Raw genomic sequence first — 18,670 nt, 5'->3', positions numbered from 1 at the left:
AGGTCCGTTCAGCGATTCTTCAGTGCGCCGTGCAGCTCGCCAAGCGAGGCGGCCAGGCGCACGAGGTAATGGCGGCGGCGGTTGGCCGTCAGTGACGTGGCGGCCGAGCCGAAATAGCCGAGGGCCTTGCGCACCATGTAGGCGGCCGGGCGCACGCCATCGACCTGGGCGACCGAGGACGAGCGGATGAAAGCCTTGCGCACGACGTAGCCGGTGCGCAGCCGTGCGCCATCGACGAAGTGATACTGCACCATGTCGGGTGCGTAGATCAGGCGTGCGCCGAGAGCGAGGCCGCGCTTGACCCATTCGATGTCCTCGGCGCCGCCGAGGTTGTGCCCCTGCGGGCCCAGTTCGGTCGAGAAGCTGCCGATGCGTGCGAGCCAGACGCTGCGTACGGCGAGATTGCCGCCGCCGGGAATCGCCTTGCCGGTGGGGACTTCGATACAGTCGTCGCCGAGATCGAAGCGCGGAACCGGCAGCGGATAGACCCGGTAGGGACCGGTGTCGCGCGCCCAGTCCGGCTCGCTGCCATCCCAGTCGGGCAGGATGCGGCCGCACAGCAGGTCCGCTTCCGGGTGGCGGTCGAAGGCGGCGCAGACGGCTTCGATATACCCGGCGTGACCCGGTGGTCGTCGTCGACGAAGGTGACGCAATCGGTGGTGATGCCGGGCAGTGCGCGGTTCAGTGCATTCGACTTTCCCGGGCGGGGCTCGTGGTCGAAGTCCAGCGGGATGCCGTGTTAACGCTTTGCCAGCCAGTCCAGGGTGTCATCGGAACAGGCGTTGGCCATGACGCGTATGCGCACGTCCCAGTTCGCCGGGAGGCGGCAGGCATCGAGCGACGCCAGAGCCCGCGACAGCAGTTCACGCCTGTCGTGGGTGCAGATCAGTACCGTCAGCGTGTGCATTGCAATGGCGGGCAGGTCAGGCGACCGCGCCCGGCGCCGTCGTCGCGCTGCGGCCGCGCCGGCGGTAACCGCGCAGCGCGCCGAAGGTGTGGGCCACGTTCATGCCCTGGCGCAGCGTGCCGCGCTGACCGGTCAGCATCATCTTCAGCCATTGGCCGGTATGCGACACCAGCTGACGCACGAGGAAGGGCGGCACGCCGAGCAGCTCGCGCTCGGCACGCGGCATCCGGTGCTCGCCGAAACGAAGGCCACCACGGTAGTGAAGGCGCACGAAATAGCTGCGCTTCAGGCGCCAGGTTTCGACGAAATGGTCAACCACCATGTCCGGCCGGTAGCGCAGCCTGAGCTTACGTTCGAGCAGGGCGCGGAACATGATGGCGTCCGAGCCGCCACCGATCACGTTGCCGATCCGGTCGAAGCGCTTGTCGAAGCGCAGCGTCGGGTCGTCACGGAAAATGCGCATGTCGTAGGCAACGTTGGCGGTCCACACCGGTGTCGTATCGTCCTTGATCCAGAACGCGTCCGGGCCATGGTTCACTTCTGCCAGAAAGCCGAGCAGGTCGTCCTCCAGCCAGTGCGGACGCTGCCCCGGCGCGAAACTCACTTCGACGCGGCCGCCAGCGCACTGCGCACCTTCCACGGCGATCGCATGGTGAGCCGCAGCGACCAGGCCCGGATGCGGCAGTTCGTCGTCGTCCATGAAGATCAGGATGTTGCTGTCCATCGCTTCGGCCAGTGCGCGGTTGCGCGCGGGCACGATGCCCTGCGTCGATTCGGTCACGTAGCGCAAGGGCGCACCGGGCTGGGCGGCCAGCTTCTCCAGTACGGCCAGCGTGTCGTCGCTGCTGTTGTTGTTCACCACCAGGATTTCGAACGGAACGTCTGCCTGCTGGGCGCGCATCGCGGCGACCAGCGCATCGAGGCGATCGGCGCGGTTGTATGTGCAGAAGGCGAAGCTGATCATGCGGTCATCCCTGTTGTTTGCCCGCCCGGTCGCCGCGCATGACGCGCAGCAGCGCGCGATGCAAAGGCAGCGGCAGCAGTGCGGGCAGCATGTAGAGCCAGTCCTTCGGGCGGCCGTAGCCGCTGGCCATGACGGCCCGGAACAATGAGCGGGCAGTCTCCGTGTCGCCCTTCCAGTAACTGACGTAGCCGCGGTGCAGCAGCTCGCCGCTGGTCAGTGCGCGAACACGGCTCCGGCCAAGCTGCTGCGCGATGTCCGGGTGCGCGGCGAGAAATTTTTGCTGCGCACGCAGGTGGTTGAAGGCGATGCGCGAGCGGTTCTTGGTGATCTGCTCGCCGTCGTGGAAGTGGTAGAAGGCCAGCACCTCGGGCACACGGACCAGAGGCATTACGCTGCCCAGCCGCAGCCACAGGTCGTAATCCATGCACGAACTGAGCGCGGTGTCGAAGGCGCCGTGGCGGCGTATCGCCGCCATGCCGAGCATGGCGCCGTGGATGGGCCAGCGGCAGCCGCCGAGCAGTTTCTCGATCTTGTCCGGTGTTTCGTATTCGGGCGGCACGAAGGGCTGGCTGCCCTCGCGGCCGACGCCGATGTTCTGCCAGCCGCAGTAGGCGAGCGCTTCATCCTCGCGGCCGGCCAGCGCGGCCGACATGCGTTCGAGAAATTCCGGGCGCCAGGTGTCGTCGGAATCGAGAAAGGCCAGCAGACGGCCGCGCGCCTGCGCGAGCCCGGTATTGCGCGCCGCGGCGGCGCCAGCGTTTGCCTGCTGCAGAGGCACGATGCGCGGGTCGGCGGCGGCCAGCGCCTGCATCAACTGCCAGGAGTCGTCGCGCGAGCCGTCGTTGACGATGATCAGTTCCCAGTCACCGCGCGTCTGCGCCTGCACGCTGGCCACGCTCTGCGCGAGGTGGCTGGCGCCGTTGTAGCACGGCATGACGATGGAGATGGCAGGCGTCACGCCGCGTTGCTCCGCAGGACTGGAGGCGTCAGGGTTGCGAAAGGGGCGAAGGACGGTCGGACGGCGGCGGTCACGGTAGGTGGGCGGATGCGCGAAACTCTTGAGCGTCCCGGAATGCTAGCAGCGCTTGCCGATAACGGCTCTGGTATACGTCACGGCCCGCGGCGGTGACGTTGACGCCCCAGGTGGGCGCCCCCTCCGACATCAGTTGTGCGGCCATGTCGCGGTTCACCGCCACCGCGTAGTGCGAACCGTCGTAGGTGTTGTCGGTTCGCGCCGTCTGCTCGCCGGGCAGCGAGAAGTCGATCAGGCGCGGGAAGTGCCGGGCGGTCGCGTACAGCGCGTCGAGATAGCCGTCCAGCAGGCCGTGGCGCTCCATTTCGTCGATGCGCCAGGCACTGACCGGCGGCACGTAGGCAAGCATGCGGGCGCCGGGAAAGCGGCTCGCCAGTTCGCCGTACAGGCGCGCGTTGGCGCTGTCGAACGGAATCGACGGGCGACGCCGGGCGTCGCTGCGCTGCAGGCCTTCCGCGCTGCGGAAGCGCGCCGGGTCGAAGGCGGGGGCGTCAGCGCGGATGACACAGTCGAAGTTGCGGTCGTAATAGCGCGGCGTGCCGGGCTGGGTCAGCGCCTGCCAGGACAGCGCAAGGCTGCCGGCCGACAGGTAGTCCGCCAGCACGCCGGGCGGCGGGTGCAACTCACGGACGAAGTCCGGAATCGACGGCGGATCGCGCCCTTCGCGCAGGAAGTTGAAGCCATCGACGCCAACAACCACCAGTTTCGGTCGCATGCCGAGGTGGTGCAGGTAGTCGGCGTAGGCGACGAATTCCTCGATCTGTCCGCTGGCGAAGGACAGGTTGAAGCAGCGGTGCGGCGCGAAGGCGTCACCCGGCATCAGCGTGCCGCGCGAACTGCCGAAGATCACGCAGTCGTAAACGGCCATCCGGCGCCGCAGCAGGTTGATCTTGGACAGGCGCTCGTTGAAGTGCGGATTGACGCCGCTGAAGCGGTTGCCGCTGAAATGCCACAGCGGATCGACCGCCGCATTGATGGCGAAGGCGAGGGCGCAGACCGCCGCCGCGCTGAGTGCCGTCAGGGCCATGTAGCGGCGGAAGGAGATCTGCGGTCGGCTCATGTGCGTCAGAACTGGAAGTACAGAAACTCGCTGACGCGATTCAGGTGCAGCAGCGCGAAACCGAAGGCGCAGCCCGCGCAGATCGCCGTCAGCCGGGTCGGTCGCCAGGCCAGCCTCGCCGCCTGTGCGCGTTCGAGCGCGGGCTCGAAGCGAGCCATGATCTGCTGCGAACTCGGTGCCAGCCAGACGATGGCAAGCAGGCCGGCGATCCAGAAGGGCGCATGACCGGACGGGTCGAAGGCGGTGACCGGCACACCCTGTGTCACGCTCAGACCGGCCGCCTTCAGCGCGGCGGTGAGCTGCCAGGCCAGCGGCCAGTTGGCCGGCACCTGCAATGCGGCCTGGCCGCGCATCGCGTCGATCATTCGCCAGGCAGCGTCGAAGTCGCTGGCGCGGAAGAACACCCAGGCCAGCACGACGGCGACGAAGGTGAGCGCCGCGCCGGCGAGGCGTTCGGCGCTGCCGGCCGGGCGAGCAAGGATGCGCGCACGCAGCGTGCGCCAGCCGTGGTTCATGCACAGATAGGCCCCGTGCAGCGCACCCCAGACGACGAAGGTCCAGCCGGCGCCATGCCACAGACCGCCCAGCACCATGGTGAGCAGCAGGTTGATGTAGCGGCGCAGCGGGCCGCGCCGGTTGCCGCCCAGTGCGAAGTACAGGTAATCGCGCAGGAAGCGCGACAAGGTCATGTGCCAGCGCCGCCAGAACTCGATCATGTTGGCCGCCTTGTAGGGCGAATCGAAGTTCAGTGGCAGGCGTACGCCGAACATGCGCGACAGGCCGATCGCCATGTCCGAGTAGCCGGAAAAGTCGAAGTAGAGCTGCAGCGTGTAGGCCAGAGCACCGCACCAGGCTTCGACGATGCCGGGCTGCACGCCATTGCCTGCGGCCGAAAAAACCGGCGCCACGTATGCCGCGATGCCGTCAGCCAGCACCACCTTCTTGAACAGCCCAATGATGAACATCGTGCCGCCGACGGCGACGTTCTCCCAGCTGAAGCGGTAGGTCGCCGCGGCGGCGAACTGCGGCATCATTTCCTTGTGATGCAGCACCGGCCCGGCGATCAGGTGCGGGAACCAGGTCACGAACAGGCCGTAGTGAATCGGGTTGCGTTCCTTCACTTCGCCGCGGAAGGCGTTGACCAGGAAGGCGATCTGGGTGAAGGTGAAGAAGGACACGCCGAGCGGCAGCACGATGTGTTCGAGCTGCCAGCCGAAGTCGCCGACCGCGTTCGCGCTGTTCACGACGAAGTTCGCGTACTTGAACCAGCCCAGCAGCGCCAGGTCGGCGACGATGCCCAGCCACAGCAGACGCTTTGCGCGTGCCATCGCGCCGGCCGCATGCGCCGAGGAGATGGCCGAACCGACCGTGAAATTGAAGGCGATCGAGGCGAGCAGCAGCAGGACGTGTATCGGTTCCCACCAGCCGTAGAAGGCGAGCGAGGCGATGAACAGCCAGCCCGCGGCGATGCGGCGGTTTGCGCGTGCAAGCAGGAAGAAACCGGAGAAGCTCAACGGCAGGAAAACAAGCAGGAATTCCCACGAGTTGAACAGCATTCCGGCTCAGCCCCTTCCGTGCAGAAGCCGGCGCAGTGTCGCCGGCCAGCCCACGTCGTTGGTGCCGGCGGCCAGCTTGCGCATGAAGCTGCCGGCGCCGTCCGTGTTGTACAGCGTCAGGCGGCGCAGGCCGTAGAGATCGCCGTCGCGCAGCGCCCAGCCGGTGCGCGTGGTGCAGGCGCCAGCATAGCCTGCGTCGCGCACGGCGGCAGCGCAGCGCGCGTCCCAGGCGCCGTAGGGGTAGGCGAAGCTGCGCACCGGCTTACCGGTGATGTCTTCCAGCACAACGCGCGAATCGCGCAGCTCGCTGGCCAGTGCGCCGTCCTCGAGCGCGGGCAGGCGGAGGTGATTCACCGTGTGCGAGCCGATCTCGATGCCCGATTCCGCGAGGGCACGCAATTGCGCGCGGTCAAGCAGCGTCAGCGGTGGCCGGTTTTTGGCGCCCCAGCGGGGCGCTTCACCGATCGAGCCGGTCACGATGAAGCAGGTGGCCCGCATCTGCCGTTCGCGCAGCAGATCGAAGGCGGCCAGATTGTCGGCGTAGCCGTCGTCGAAGGTGATAACCGCGACCCGGCCCTGCCAGCGCGATGGATCGACCAGCAGTTCGCCCATGGTCGGAGTCGCCCAGCCACCGGCCGCAAGGATGTCCATCTGCGCGCGGAACTGCTGCATGGACACCGCCCACGGCCAGTCCGGCCGGCCGCTTCCCGCGGCCACCGAGTGGTACATCAGCATGACGGGGCCGTGCCCACCGGCCCGGCGCAGAAGCAGGCGCGAGACCGGATCGCTCATTTGCGCGGCTCCGCACGCAGGAAGGGGATCTTCGCCTTCCATTTCTGCCGCTCGCCGGCCAGCGCTCCGATCGGCAGGAAGAGGAAACACAGCCCGTAGACGGCCGCGCTGCAGCCGCCGACGACGATCAGGTGCAGCAGCTCCGGCAGATTGCGCGCGTAGTGCTCGAGCGGCAGTGCGACGGCGACCATCAGGACGGCCAGCAGCAGCGCCGGCATCAGCGCGCCGAACAGTTCGCGCCAGCGCGTGTCGAGGCAGCGCGAGGCCAGCCAGTACATATGCGTGGCGTTATAGACGGCGACCGCGATCAGCGCCGCCGCGACGCCGTTCAGTCCGTACTCGAGGCCAGCCAGCGTGGCGCCGCCGGTCAGCAGCAGCAGCGCGATCTGCACCTTCAGTTCGCGGTGCAGCCAGTTGCGTGCGGCCAGTACCGCCCCGCACAGGTTGGCGATCATCAGGAAGGGGCTGGCGATGGCCAGCAGCGACAGCGGCCCGGCGGCTTCGATCCAGCGCGCGCCGTACAGCACGTTCATCATCGGCGCCGCCAGCAGGTGCAGCAGCACATAGAACGGCGCCGCGTACACGGCGACCAGCCGGATGCTGTGCAGGAACATGTGACGCGACTTCGCGTCGTCGTGCTGCTCCCGCGCCAGGGCGCGGAACAGCACCTGATAGACCGAGCCGACGATGAACATGTTGGGCATGCGCACCAGGCTGTCGGACTTGTTGAACAGACCGACCGCGCTCATGCCGAGCGTGCGGCCGAGCACGAAGTTCGACGCCTGGTTGCGCAGATACACGACGATGTCGTTCACCGACACCAGAAAACCGTAGCGCGCCAGTTCTCGCCCGCGTGCGAACTCGAAGCTCAGGCCAGGCCGCCAGCGCGCAATGAATGCCAGGGCAGTGGCATTGGCGATCGATCCCGCCATGCCGCCGAGCACCAGACTCCAGACGCTCCAGCCGGCAAAGGCCAGCCCGATGCTGGTGCCGCTGGCTACGAACAGCGTGATGACGCGGGCGACGGTCTGTGCCTTGAAGCGCATTTCCCGATGCAGGATGCTGTTCGGCAGATTGACCAGCGGGCGCGTGATGAAGGTGAGTGCCGACACGCGCAGCAGCTGCTCGTAAAGTGGCGTGTCGTACCAGCGGGCGAACCAGGGTGCGGCGCAGAAGAACACCGCGTAGATGGCGATGCCGATCAGCAGCTGCAGCGTGAACACCACGTCGTAGTCGTGCTTCGTGGCCTCCTTGGCGCGCACCAGCGCCTGACCCATGCCGCCGCCGGAGACGAAGCCGGCCAGGCCGGTGAACACCTGTATCGTCACCAGCATGCCGAATTCGGCCGGCGCGAGCAGGCGCGCCAGCACGATGCCGAAGGCGAAGGTGAGTATCTGGATGCTGGTGTTGCCCAGGAAGAGCCAACCGACGCTGTGTCTGAAGCTGTGACTGGCGGCCATGCGGGCGAATGAAGGGGCAGGTTCCGGAAGGTCCGCCTCTGCGGCGGGAGTGAGCGCGAAAGTATCGCATCAGACGGGGCCGATGCCTTGCACACCCTGTCACGCCGTGACGCAGGCCAGCGTTGCCGGTCTGAAGCCAAGCGTTAGCTGCGTCGCTGTTCGCGCCACGCTTCGCGTGGTCTACTGTTCGACCTTGTGACCTACCGGAGAGACCTTGCATGCTTTCGTCGATCCCGCGATCCCCAAGCTTCCCTCGCTGGCGCTACCTTGTCTGGATGCTTCCGCTGTTCGTCTTCTCGGCAGACGTCGCGGCGCGCCGGAACGAGACGACCAACTGGACGGATCAGGACTTCGCGTTGTATCCACCGTTCTGTCGCGCGCGTATCGAACGCGAGCCGAAGGAACTTGTGGATTACTGGACGCAGCGACTGGGCCCCAAGAACTACCTGCACATCCACCACTTCTGTTTCGGGCTGAAGGCGCTGAATCTGGCTTACGCCAATCTGAACAACAAGCAGCAGCGCGAGTTCATGGCCAATGCCGTGGTCGGCAACTTCAACTACATCATCGACAGCACGGAAAGAACCTTCTATCTGCGACCGGACGCCTACGTGAATCTTGGCCGCGGCCACCAGCTCCGCGGGGAGTACGACATTGCACGGCAGAAGTTCTACGAGGCGCTCAAGCTCAATCCCAAGCTGGTCAACGCCTGGGTCGCGATGAGCGACATGTACTACCAGGCGGGCAAGAAGTCGGATGCGCTGTCGGTGCTCATGCAGGCGAGTGAGTACTGCGGCGAGAACAAGAAGATAGACCTGCGCATCGCCGAGATGCGTGCCGCCGGAATCAAGCCGGCGGCGATCGAGGTGGTGCCCGTTCCCAAGCCCAAGCCGGCGGAAGCGCCGCCGGCTGCAGAGGGCGCCGCGGCTCCGGAAGCGGCGCCGGCCGCCGAGTCGGCGCCCGCATCGGAGCCGGGCGCGACGACGGCGCCCGCGGCTGAGCCAGCGCCCGCAGCGGCCGAGTAAGCCTCCTCAGTCGGCGCGCAGCCGCCTGAGCAGCAGCGCCAGGTGGCCTGCCCGCGGTGCCAGGCGCAGCGATCGGATGAAGTCTCGCCAGAATCCGGGCGCGGCACCTTGCGTCGCCCAGCAGCGGTCGAACAGGGCATTGCCCAGCGCGCGCCCGAGCAGTCGGCGATGTTCGGCTTGCAGCAACGGCTGCAGCCGCTCGAACAGCGCGCGTTTCATTTCCACGTCGTGCTCGTGCATGCGGCTGGCCAGCGCGGCCTGTGAGAAATAGCTCTGACCGTCACGCCGCCACTGGTAGAGCGGCCGATCGACCAGCACGCAGCGCAGCCCACGTGCCGCCGCCTCAAGCGCCCAGGCCGATTCGGGCCAGTGGTCGTTGCCCATCGGGCTGACCGCATCCAGGACGTTGCGCCGGAAAACCGGATGCTGGAATGCAGCCGGCACGCCGAGCAGCAGCGCCGCAAACAAGCGACCATCGAACGTGATGACGCATTCGTCTCCGGCGCGGGCGTTCGCGAGGCGCAGCGTTCGTCGTGTCGCGCTCCGCTGTCGCAGATTGACGTCTTCTGCCTCGTCGCCGAACGCGTCTACGCCGATGAAGGCCACGTCGGCGTCACGCAGCGCCTGTGTGGCGGCGGACAGGGCTTCCGGCGCCAGCCTGTCGTCGTCGTCGAGCTGGGCGATCAGTTCTCCGCGGGCGGCGGCGAAGCCGCTGTTGCGCGCAGCGGCGACGCCGCGCGGCTGATCGTGGCGGACCAGGCGCAGCCGCCCGTTGACGACGGCTTCCAGCGCAGCGGCATCGATCGGCGGCGTCGAGCCGTCGTTGACCACCACCACTTCCCAGTCGGTACAGGTCTGTGCGGCGATCGAGGCCAGCGCCTCGCGCAGCAGTGCGGGCCGGTTGTACGTCGGTATCACCACCGACACGCGCGGCGCGGCGTTGTCTGAGATTGCGCTCATGTCCGCCAGGCCGCGACGCGATGGCGCAGCGCCTGCCGCCACTCGCCACGCTGTCGCGCCAGCATCGCGGTGCCGATGTAGGCGTCGCGCAGGGCACGCCGGGCCGCCGGCAGTGCCCTGGACATGTCTGCTGCGCGCAGATGGGCGCACAGTTCCCGCAGCGCCTGGATGTCGCCGCGCGCCTGCTCGTAGCGGTCGCCCGAGGTGTTGTTGGCGTGCTGGCGGTAACTCACCAGCGTTTCCGCCTGATAGAGGAAGGGGGCGTGCGCGGCCGTGCGCAGCCACAGGCTGTAGTCGTCGGCCCAGAAGCCGCGCTGTGGCAGGAAGCCGCCGGCCGCCTCGTAGGCGCTGCGGCGGACCATCACCAGCGAGGCACTGAGAATGAAGTTGCCGTGCAGCAGCGCGTCGAGGATGCGGCCGCTGCCGCGCAGACCGTAGCCCGAACCGGTGGCGGCCAGCAGCTTGCCGTCAGCGTCGATGCGCCGGTGATCGCAGTAGGTGGCACCGGCGTCCGGAAAGCGCTGCATCAGGTTGACCTGGCGCGCCAGCTTGTTGACGTCCCACACGTCGTCCTGGTCGATGAAGGCAATCAGTTCGCCGCCAGCAGCGTCGGCGCCCGTGCGACGTGCGTGCGCCTGGCCGTGATTGGTCTGCGACACGAGCGTGATCCGGTCGCCGTAGCGCTGCAGCAGCGCAGCGCTGCCATCGGTCGAGCCGTCATCGACGACGACGACGCGCGCCGCGGGCAGACGCTGCACGAGCACCGAATCGAGGGCTTCGGCCAGATGTGCTGCGCCGTTGAACACCGGCATGACGACGCTGATCGACGGCGCAGCCATGGCGACTCAGCGTTGAGGTCGCGCCACGAAGGCGAATTGCTGCGGCTTGAATTCGGCCAGCCAGCGATCGAACAGGCGGAATGCGAGGCGGCGCAGCGGTGACGGCGACCACCATGACTCGTTGATGCCCTCGACGGTATCCACCCGGTAGCCGCAGTCCTCGATCATGCGCAGCGCGCTCTTGCGGGTGAAGAAGCGCAGGTGGGTGCGGTCGCGCACGCCGCGGCCTTCGTAGCGGAAATCTCGCTCGAACAGCATGTGCTCGACGTTGTTGACGTGCAGCAGATTGGGCAGCGAAATGATGACGACGCCGGCCGGCGCCAGCCAGCGCTGCGCCAGTTCGAGCGTGTGCCACGGCGCTTCCATGTGCTCGAGCACGTCGTTGAACACGATGGCGTCGAAGTGGCCGTCGGGCAGCGCGCAGCCTGCCGCCATCGGCTCGGCGAGCACGTGGTCGAGCCGGGTTGCTGCCAGCGCGGCGGCGTCGGCGGCCGGCTCGATGCCCCATACCTCGATGTCACGCACCTGTTTCAGCGCGTGGCCGAAGGCACCGGTATGGCAGCCGACGTCGAGCAGCCGGCGCGCGCATGCGGGCACGAAGCGCTGCATTTCGCTGCGCGGGGAATCGGGGTAGCGCTGGATGTCGCTCACGGATCAGAAGTCGAAATAGATGAAACGCTGCGTGCTGCCGCCGAAAATTACCACACACAGTATCGCGGCCGCATAGACGCCACCGCGCAGCAGCGGGGTCACCCGCGACCAGCGTTCGAGGCCGCTGGCGCAGGCGCTGACGATGCGTGATTCGAGCAGCACCAGCACGCAGGTGAGCAGGGTCAGCAGCCACACATAACTGCGCACCACCGGTGGACTGGCGTCGCTGCCGGCCAGCCCGGCCATGCGGGCGCACATGTCGAGCGCCTGCGTCGTGGTGCCGGCGCGGAAGAACACCCAGGTGAGCCAGACGACAACCATGCTGCAGCCCCAGGCGAGCACGGCGTAGGCGGAGCGCCCGCTGGCGGACTGCGGCTTTGGCAGCCAGGGCTGGACGACGCGGTGCGCCACCAGCCAGGTGCCGTGCAGGAAACCCCAGATGACGAAGGTCCAGGCGGCGCCGTGCCACAGGCCGCCGAGCACCATGGTGATCATCAGATTGGCCAGCGTGCGCGCGTAGCCGGCGCGGTTGCCGCCGAGCGACACATAGAGGTAATCGCGCAGCCAGCGCGACAGCGTAATGTGCCAGCGCTGCCAGAACTCCTGTGGGCTGCGGCTGATGTAGGGGTAGCGGAAATTGCGCGGCAGGTTGACGCCGAAGCCGCGCGCCAGACCGATCGCCATTTCGCTGTAGCCCGAGAAGTCGAAGTAGATCTGCAGCGCGAAGGCGGTCACCGCCAGCCAGGCGGTGGCGGTGTCCAGCCGCGACGGATCGGCCCACAGCTCGTCGGCCAGACCGGCGAAGTTGTCGGCGAACAGTATCTTCTTGATCAGCCCGCCCATGAAGATGAGCGCGCCCACCTTCAGATCGCGCGCCTGCAGCGGCCCGAGGCGCTCCAACTGCTCGACCAGTTCCGACGCACGGAGGATGGGGCCGGCCACCATGTGCGGGAAGAAGCTGATGTACAGCCACCACGAGCGGAAGGAAATGCGCGTGGTCCACTCGCCGCGATAGACGTCGATCATCACCGACAGCATGTGGAAGGTATAGAAGCTGATGCCCAGCGGCAGCGCCCAATGCGTCCAGTGGCTGTCGAGGCCGGTGTCGGTGTGGCCGGCGAAGGCGGCGACGGCGATCGCCGTGTCGATAAGCATGCCCAGGTACTTGATGCCGCCGAGCAGCGCCAGATTGAGCACCAACGCGACCACCAGCGTGCGCTTGCTGCGCGTGCGAGACAGCGCGCTGTAGAACAGGTAGTTGATGCTGACCGACAGCACCAGCAGGATCAGGTAGGCCGGTTTCCACGAGGCGTAGAAGATGAGGCTGCCGGCCAGCAGCACGACCGCGCGCTGCGGCTGCGTGCGGCACAGGCCGTAGATCGCCAGCAGTGCGGCGAGAAAGACGAAGAAGACGGGCTGGCTGAAGATCATCGTGCGGTGTCCTTGCGCCAAGCTGCGCCCAGTGCGGCGCTGTACAGGCGGGCGCCGCCGTCGTTCAGGTGACCGGGGTCGGCGAAGTGGTCGGGTTCGAGTGCTGGTACATCGACCCGGAGCCAGCGCGCGCCGAGCGCTTCCAGCGCCGGTGTGACGCCGGCGTAGGGGCCGGCTGCGGCGCCGGGGCCGAAGGCCGATTCGCGGCCGAACAGCGGCGTGGCGATCAGGTGTACGCGCACGCCTGCCTTGACCAGGCGATCGACCAGCCTGTGCATCGCATCGACCATGCGCGGATCGGGTGGCGCACGCGTGCCGGCCTCCTGCGCCATCAGCTGTTCGCGGTTCTGGAAGCGGCCCTTGAAGCCGGCGCGGTAACCCATGTTCTGCGCGGCGCCGCCGCCCACCGGTTCCACTTCGCCGACCGTCGCCTCGGCGAAGCGCAGCAGTTTGTCCGGTTCGCGCAGTTGCCGCAGATTGCCGCTGTAATACCAGGTGCGCAGCAGCGATCCGAACAGTTCGGCATGGAAGCCGCCGTCGAGCAGCGCGTCGCGCTCGGCGAGAAAGCCGTAGTAGCCGAGCGAGTCCTCGTGCTGGAACAGCGTTTCGTCCAGCGTGATCAGTACGTCACTGGGGCGGGCGCCGGCTTCGAGCAGGCGGTCGGCCACGCCGTGCAGCACCAGTGCGTTGGCACCCGGCATGCCCAGGTTGAAGGCGCGCACGCCGCTCGGCGATCCGGCCGCGGCGAGCAGGGCGTCGGGCGCGATGCCATTGTCGGCGCGGCTGTTGCCGAGCACCAGCAGCGATGGCCGGGCGTGTTCGACAAAATCGATCTTGTCGGTGGCGCGACCGACCGCGAACACGGCGCGGTAGCGTTGCAGTACCGCGTCGCTGTGCAGCGCCAGTTCGAAGCAGGCCAGCAGGGCCAGTGCAATCCAAGCCGCCGGACCGAGCGCGGCCGTCCATCCTCTGTTCATCGGGATACCCAGGCGCGAAGTTGATCTATCCATCCGGCGGCCGGCGCGCGCGTGCCTTCGCCCTCGACGGTGAGTGTGCGGCGGCTGCCGTCGGCCAGTGTGACGGTCGCTTCGACCGCCAGCCGGTCGTGCGGATAACGCAGCGCCAGGCGGCGGCCGGGCAACGCGATGTCGGCGACGATGCCGTCCGGCTGTTCGGTCACCTGGGCGTCCATCGGCGGCAGCGTGCCCAGGCCCGGGCGCAGCACGACCAGGAAGCGGTCTTCCAGCGCCGGCGCGGCGGGCGAAATCTCCAGTCGCCAGGCGCCCGGATCGAGATCGGCCGGGCCGCGCGCGATATTGGCGGCCAGCGTGCCGTTCTCGTCGAAGTTGCGGCCGTCGACGAAGAACTCGAAGCCCTTGCCGCCGATCGGCACGATGCGCGCGTCGCGCGGGTAGAGCACCTCGCCCTCCAGCCGCGGCAGGCCGGCGACCTGCATCACCGGCGCGCGTTCGATCACGAAGCGCCGGCCGTCGATGCGTGGCGCCTCGGCGCTGTGCAGCAGCCAGCGCTTGGCGAACTCGGCGCGCGTCGCTTCCAGCGTGTCCTGCACGACCAGCATGTCGGCCGCGCGGTCATAGACGAAGATGCGCCAGGCACGCTCGACCCGCCGCGTGCGGTGGTGGAAGCTGTGGGCGCCGGTCTGCGCGCTGGTGTAGGCGGCGGTGATGTCGGCCAGCGCGATCAGCAGGTCGTCCTGCTCGACCACGCGCACCATGCGGCCGGTGTGGAAGTCGTCGTACTTGCTGCGCCAGTCCTCGATATCCATCGGCGCGGCGTGCAGGTCCCAGCCGGAACCGACACGGCGTTGGCCGCCGTCGTTGGCGATGGTGCGCGGCTTCTTGTTCTGGCGCGCCGGCATCGGCAACGTGTCGGCTGGATCGGTCACCGTCAGCGTGTTGTGGGCGATGGTCTGGTAGTGGTAGTTCAGATGGTGGTCGGTGCCGTAGCCGCAGTAGCAGCCGCTGTCCAGGGCCAGCGGCGCGCCCTTGTACAGCGTGAAGCTGCCCTGGTCGAGATGGCTGTGCGACCAGTAGTTGTCGCCCGCCTTGAAGCTCAGGTGGGTGGCGTCGTCGCGCCAGTTGCTGCGGACGAGCAGCCAGCCGAGGCCGTCGGCGTAATGGGTGAGCGGCTGCGCCTGCACCGCGGCGGGCGAGTACAGCGTGGCGTCGGTGAGCGGACCCCAGGGCCAGGAGGTCGGAGCCGGCTTGCCGTCGGGCTTGCCGTACAGCGTGTAGGCGGCCGCGTGGCGGTATTCGAGCGCCAGCGCCAGTGCGTCGTCCACCGCTCGGCGGCCGAAACGGCCGTCGCCGATCTTGACGCTGCTGCCGTCCGGCAGCTGGCGCATGACCAGGAAGTCGAGGAAGCCGCGCAGCGCCGGCTCCTGCCGGAACAGGTCCTCGCCGGTGGCCGATCGCCACATGGCCGGCAGCTGATAGATGGCCTGGCCGATGCCGATGCCGACGTATTCGTTGCCTTCGTGCCAGCCGCCGTTGCGCCCGCCGATCTGCCGCCACACCGGCAGCACGCGGTTGATCCAGTAGTCGTAGGTGAAGGCCATCACCGGCGCGGCGCGCGGATCGTCGCCGTGGATGGACAGCGCGCACGCCATCAGCGCCTGGAAGGGCGCGTTGTACAGATAGACGTTGTACGGCGACAGCGCCTCCATCCGGATGACGCGGATCTGGTGATTGCAGGCCTCGATTACCTTGTCCTTCAGCTTCGGCATCAGCTCCGGCGGCACGCGGTCGTGCAGCCAGTCGTAGACCTGGGCGATCGGCTTGGTCTGCGCGTGGCCGCGCCAGTTGGGCTTCATGCGGACGACGCGCTCGACGATGACGCGCACATCCTGCGTTTCCGGCGCCAGCACCGCCGCCTCGATGGCTGCGCTCAGATCGCCGCTGCCGCCCTTGGCGCGCCTGACGAGCTGAGCGATGTAGTCCGGATTGTCGGCGCGCAGGCGGGCGATATCGCCCGCTGACGGGTAGGGCAGGCGCGGATGCGCGTGGCGGAAACCGGGCAGCGTGGGCAGTTGCAGCTCTTCCGGCAGCGGCAGCGTCGGCTTGCTGCGCGCCGAGGCCAGCACAGTCGGTGGCGGCGTGCGTGCGAGCGACCACACCGCGCTGGCGCTGCTCAGCAGCAGTGCAGCGACCAGCGTGAACGCCAGTCGCGGGCGCACCGGCGAGCGCGGCCGCGGCGCCTCACCGGCTGCCGGCGCCAGATGGCGGACCGTCAGCACGGCGCCGGCCAGCGCCATCGCAACCGTGGTGATGTCGGGCGTGCGGCCGGGCACGTACTGCTGCATCCATTCCAGACCGAAGGCAAGGCCGCCGCAGCTGAGCACGATGCCTGCGGCGGCGCCGCGTCCGGCGCCGGACAGTCGGTGCAGCGCCGCCGCCAGTGCGACATAGGGCCAGAAGGTGTCGATCAGCACACTCAGCCCCTGCATCGGATTGTTCAGGTGGGCGACGAAGGGCGTCCAGTTCAGTTGCCGCAGGGCGCCGGGCTCAGGTGTCAGTTCGACGATGGACAGCGCCAGCACCATGGCCAGCGCCGCCAGCGCCGGGCGCGCCGGTTTGAGACGGCGCGGCAGTGCCAGCCCGAACAGCAGGCCGGCCGCCGCGCCGGCCAGTGCTTCGGCCGACAGCTGGCGACTGATCACCGCCACCTTGAGCAGCAGCACTGCCAGCACGAACAGCCACAGAAAGCGCGTCAGCGACGCCGTGCGCTGGCGGGCGTCGCGCGCCAGCAGCGCGAGGGCGAACAGTGCCAGCGCGTAGCCAGCCATGCGCGCGAAATCGAAGCTGGCCGGATCGCCCAGTGTGGCTGCCAGCGGTGCGAGGCCGTTGCGCAGGGTGCCGAGGTCGAGCGAAGGCACGAAGGGCGACAGCTGCGACAGGGCCCAGCCGGCAATGGCCGCGAGGGCCAGATCGGCGTCGCGCGTCGGCTGGAAGCTGCGCGCGCGCCAGGCCTGCAGGCGGGCAACCAGGCGCCAGCGCGGCGTCAGCAGTGCGGCGATCGTGGCACCGACCAGCCCGCCGGCGGTGTTCAGGATGAAGTCGGCCAGCGAGGGCACCCGCTGCGGCAGATGCGCCTGCGCAGCTTCGACCCCGAAACTGAGGGCGGCGGCGAACGCCGTCGCCAGCGCGATCGACAGCAATGCCGGCCAGCTTCGCGTGAGCCAGCGCAGCCCGATGCCCAGCGGTATGTATATGAGGGCATTGACGACCAGATCGGGCGCCGACAGCGCCTTCGTGTTCCACACGCCGAGAAAGGCCAGCGCGTCGGCGGTCGGTCGCCAGCCGGTGAACGGGTAGAGGCTGCCCCACAGGATCAGCGCGGTATAGACGACGCATGCCGCGAGGACGTTCCGGGTGTGGCGCGCTTCGAAGGGCATGGATGGAGGCGAGGGGGCTGGCTGACGGAGGACGTGCGCGGCGATTATCCGGACCGGCACCGGCGGCCGATAGGGGGTGGCGGCGGCTTGTCGCTGCCGGAAGTGCCATCAGTCACGATCGGCGGCGGGCCGGAACGCGAGTCGGCGGCCGGTCTGTGCGAAAGTGCGCACCCGGAGGAGGGGACGATGTACGGGCTTTGCGGGGCATTGCTGCTGTGGGCGGTGGCGCTTTACTGCGTCAGGCGCGATCTTGCGCGCGCCTGGGCCGAGCCCTGTCTGCGCCACCCGGTCATGGTGTTCGAGGGCGACGACTGGGGTTACGGCCCGCTGGAACAGGCCGATGCGCTGCGCGACATCGCGCGCGTGCTGTCGGCGCATGCCGATGCGCAGGGCCGTCACCCGGTGATGACCCTGGGCGTCATCCTGGCCGGCCCGGACGACGCCCGGCCGGACGAGGCCGAAGCCTGCGTCGCACTGGACGACGTCCGGCTGGCGCCCGTGCTGGCGGAAATGCGCGCCGGCGTGGCGCGCGGGGTGTTCTCGCTGCAACTGCACGGCATGCAGCACTATCACCCTGCAGTGCTGGACAAGGCCTGCGCGCAGGATCCGGCGCTGCAGGCGTGGCGACGCCAGCCCTTCCCGGCCACTGAAGACCTGCCGTCGCCCTTGCAGAGCCGCTGGACCGACGCCTCCAGCCTGCCGTCGCAGGCGCTCGAAAGGACCGACATCGTCAGTCGCGCGACGGCCGAGGTATCGACTTTCGCCCGCATCTTCGGCGTGATGCCTGCGGTGGCCGTGCCGCCAACCTTCGTCTGGAACGATGCGGTGGAGGCCGCCTGGGCGGCGGCCGGCGTGTGCGCACTGGTCACGCCGGGCGAGCGCTACGAGCGGCGCGGCGCCGACGGCCTGCCGGTCGATAGCGGCCGGCTCTACCGGAACGGCCAGCGCTGTGCTTCCGGGCTGACGGCGCTGGTGCGCGACGATTATTACGAACCGGTGCGCGGCCACCGTGCCGACCGCGGGCTGGAGGCGCTGGCGCGCAAGTGGGCGCAGCGACGCCCGCTGCTGCTGGAAACGCACCGCTCGAACTTCGTCGGTCGGCAGGCCCGGCACCAGGACAGTCTGGCGGCGATCGACAGCCTGGTTGCCGAGGCCAGAAAGCGCTACCCGACGCTGTGTTTCGTGTCGGTCGAGGCGCTGGCCGACGCCTACGCGACCGGTGGATCGGCGCTGCTCGATCATGGCCTGCCGGCCCGGCTCCGGGCCTTGCCGTCGCGTCTGCTCACCACGGGGCGCCGGCGCAAGGTCCTGCTGTTGCTCTGTGTCCTGACGGTGTTTGCGGTCGCGCTGACGGTCTGAAGCCGCCGCCGGGCGCCGGAATGCGCTTTTCCATTGTGGAAATTTGTGTCTCCCGGCCGCGCCGGTAGCCCTGAAACGGCGTCGCAACGTGCGTTAGTTATCACCGCCCTGGTGCGCCGCGGCCTCTTGTGACCAGATTCACGCGTGATCCCCGGTTCAGCCCATATCGTTCGCGCTCAACAAGCCGGCGCCCCCGCGTCGGGACAATATTTGCGGCTG

Annotated in this window: 16 protein-coding genes; 2 read left to right on the top strand and 14 right to left on the bottom strand. The window is 68.4% G+C overall.

The annotated features are described in order from the left end of the window. Positions 1–8: 8 nt before the first annotated feature. The 8 genes from ACQ66H_RS18010 to ACQ66H_RS17975 all read right to left on the bottom strand — a co-directional run bounded on the left by ACQ66H_RS18010 (position 9) and on the right by ACQ66H_RS17975 (position 7,772). Positions 9–653, bottom strand: a complete 645-nt coding sequence (locus ACQ66H_RS18010; protein WP_430435157.1) for a glycosyltransferase family 2 protein — start codon at positions 651–653, stop codon at positions 9–11. Positions 654–739: 86 nt separating this feature from the next. After that, positions 740–907, bottom strand: coding sequence for a glycosyltransferase family 2 protein (locus tag ACQ66H_RS18005; protein ID WP_430435156.1), 168 nt, complete (start codon positions 905–907; stop codon positions 740–742). A gap of 16 nt (positions 908–923) precedes the next feature. Then, positions 924–1,871: a glycosyltransferase family A protein gene (locus ACQ66H_RS18000; RefSeq protein WP_430435155.1), complete on the bottom strand. Its 948-nt coding sequence runs from the start codon at positions 1,869–1,871 to the stop codon at positions 924–926. A gap of 4 nt (positions 1,872–1,875) precedes the next feature. Next, positions 1,876–2,829 (bottom strand): glycosyltransferase family 2 protein, encoded by a 954-nt coding sequence (locus ACQ66H_RS17995; RefSeq protein WP_430435154.1) that lies wholly within the window; start codon positions 2,827–2,829, stop codon positions 1,876–1,878. 70 nt (positions 2,830–2,899) lie between these two features. Then, positions 2,900–3,964: a hypothetical protein gene (locus ACQ66H_RS17990; protein WP_430435153.1), complete on the bottom strand. Its 1,065-nt coding sequence runs from the start codon at positions 3,962–3,964 to the stop codon at positions 2,900–2,902. A gap of 5 nt (positions 3,965–3,969) precedes the next feature. Continuing rightward, positions 3,970–5,520 carry an MBOAT family O-acyltransferase gene (locus ACQ66H_RS17985; RefSeq protein WP_430435152.1) on the bottom strand — a complete coding sequence of 517 codons (1,551 nt, stop codon included), beginning with the start codon at positions 5,518–5,520 and terminating at the stop codon, positions 3,970–3,972. 6 nt (positions 5,521–5,526) lie between these two features. Continuing rightward, positions 5,527–6,312, bottom strand: a complete 786-nt coding sequence (locus ACQ66H_RS17980; RefSeq protein ID WP_430435151.1) for a polysaccharide deacetylase family protein — start codon at positions 6,310–6,312, stop codon at positions 5,527–5,529. Further along, a complete protein-coding gene (locus tag ACQ66H_RS17975) occupies positions 6,309–7,772 on the bottom strand; it encodes a lipopolysaccharide biosynthesis protein (protein WP_430435150.1) in 1,464 nt (487 codons plus the stop codon). Before ACQ66H_RS17975 ends, ACQ66H_RS17980 begins: the two co-directional genes overlap by 4 nt. Positions 7,773–8,047: 275 nt before the next feature. Between ACQ66H_RS17975 and ACQ66H_RS17970 the strand changes: the two genes are divergently transcribed. Beyond that, a complete protein-coding gene (locus tag ACQ66H_RS17970; RefSeq protein ID WP_430435149.1) occupies positions 8,048–8,797 on the top strand; it encodes a tetratricopeptide repeat protein in 750 nt (249 codons plus the stop codon). A 6-nt stretch (positions 8,798–8,803) separates the two neighbouring features. On the opposite strand, the gene ACQ66H_RS17965 is transcribed toward ACQ66H_RS17970, so the two are convergent. From ACQ66H_RS17965 to ACQ66H_RS17940, 6 genes are read right to left on the bottom strand one after another with little or no spacing between them, the layout of a single operon-like run. Continuing rightward, positions 8,804–9,757 carry a glycosyltransferase family 2 protein gene (locus ACQ66H_RS17965; protein WP_430435148.1) on the bottom strand — a complete coding sequence of 318 codons (954 nt, stop codon included), beginning with the start codon at positions 9,755–9,757 and terminating at the stop codon, positions 8,804–8,806. Next, positions 9,754–10,596, bottom strand: a complete 843-nt coding sequence (locus ACQ66H_RS17960) for a glycosyltransferase (protein WP_430435147.1) — start codon at positions 10,594–10,596, stop codon at positions 9,754–9,756. Before ACQ66H_RS17960 ends, ACQ66H_RS17965 begins: the two co-directional genes overlap by 4 nt. Before the next feature lie 6 nt (positions 10,597–10,602). Further along, a complete protein-coding gene (locus ACQ66H_RS17955) occupies positions 10,603–11,247 on the bottom strand; it encodes a methyltransferase domain-containing protein (RefSeq protein ID WP_430435146.1) in 645 nt (214 codons plus the stop codon). Positions 11,248–11,250: 3 nt separating this feature from the next. Next, positions 11,251–12,678, bottom strand: a complete 1,428-nt coding sequence (locus ACQ66H_RS17950) for an MBOAT family O-acyltransferase (protein ID WP_430435145.1) — start codon at positions 12,676–12,678, stop codon at positions 11,251–11,253. Continuing rightward, complete coding sequence (locus ACQ66H_RS17945) at positions 12,675–13,655, bottom strand: hypothetical protein (protein WP_430435144.1); 981 nt, start codon at positions 13,653–13,655, stop codon at positions 12,675–12,677. Before ACQ66H_RS17945 ends, ACQ66H_RS17950 begins: the two co-directional genes overlap by 4 nt. After that, positions 13,652–17,092, bottom strand: coding sequence for a VanZ family protein (locus tag ACQ66H_RS17940; protein ID WP_430435143.1), 3,441 nt, complete (start codon positions 17,090–17,092; stop codon positions 13,652–13,654). Before ACQ66H_RS17940 ends, ACQ66H_RS17945 begins: the two co-directional genes overlap by 4 nt. 186 nt (positions 17,093–17,278) lie before the next feature. On the opposite strand from ACQ66H_RS17940, the gene ACQ66H_RS17935 reads away from it, so the two are divergent. Beyond that, the gene (locus tag ACQ66H_RS17935; RefSeq protein ID WP_430435142.1) at positions 17,279–18,451 is read left to right on the top strand and encodes a hypothetical protein; all 1,173 of its coding nucleotides are present in this window, start codon (positions 17,279–17,281) and stop codon (positions 18,449–18,451) included. Positions 18,452–18,670: the final 219 nt, after the last annotated feature.

The organism is Methyloversatilis sp., assembly GCF_965284615.1.
Classification (GTDB): Bacteria; Pseudomonadota; Gammaproteobacteria; order Burkholderiales; family Rhodocyclaceae; genus Methyloversatilis.
The sequence above is the reverse complement of the archived record's forward strand: the minus strand, read 5'-3'. Positions and strand labels throughout refer to the sequence as shown.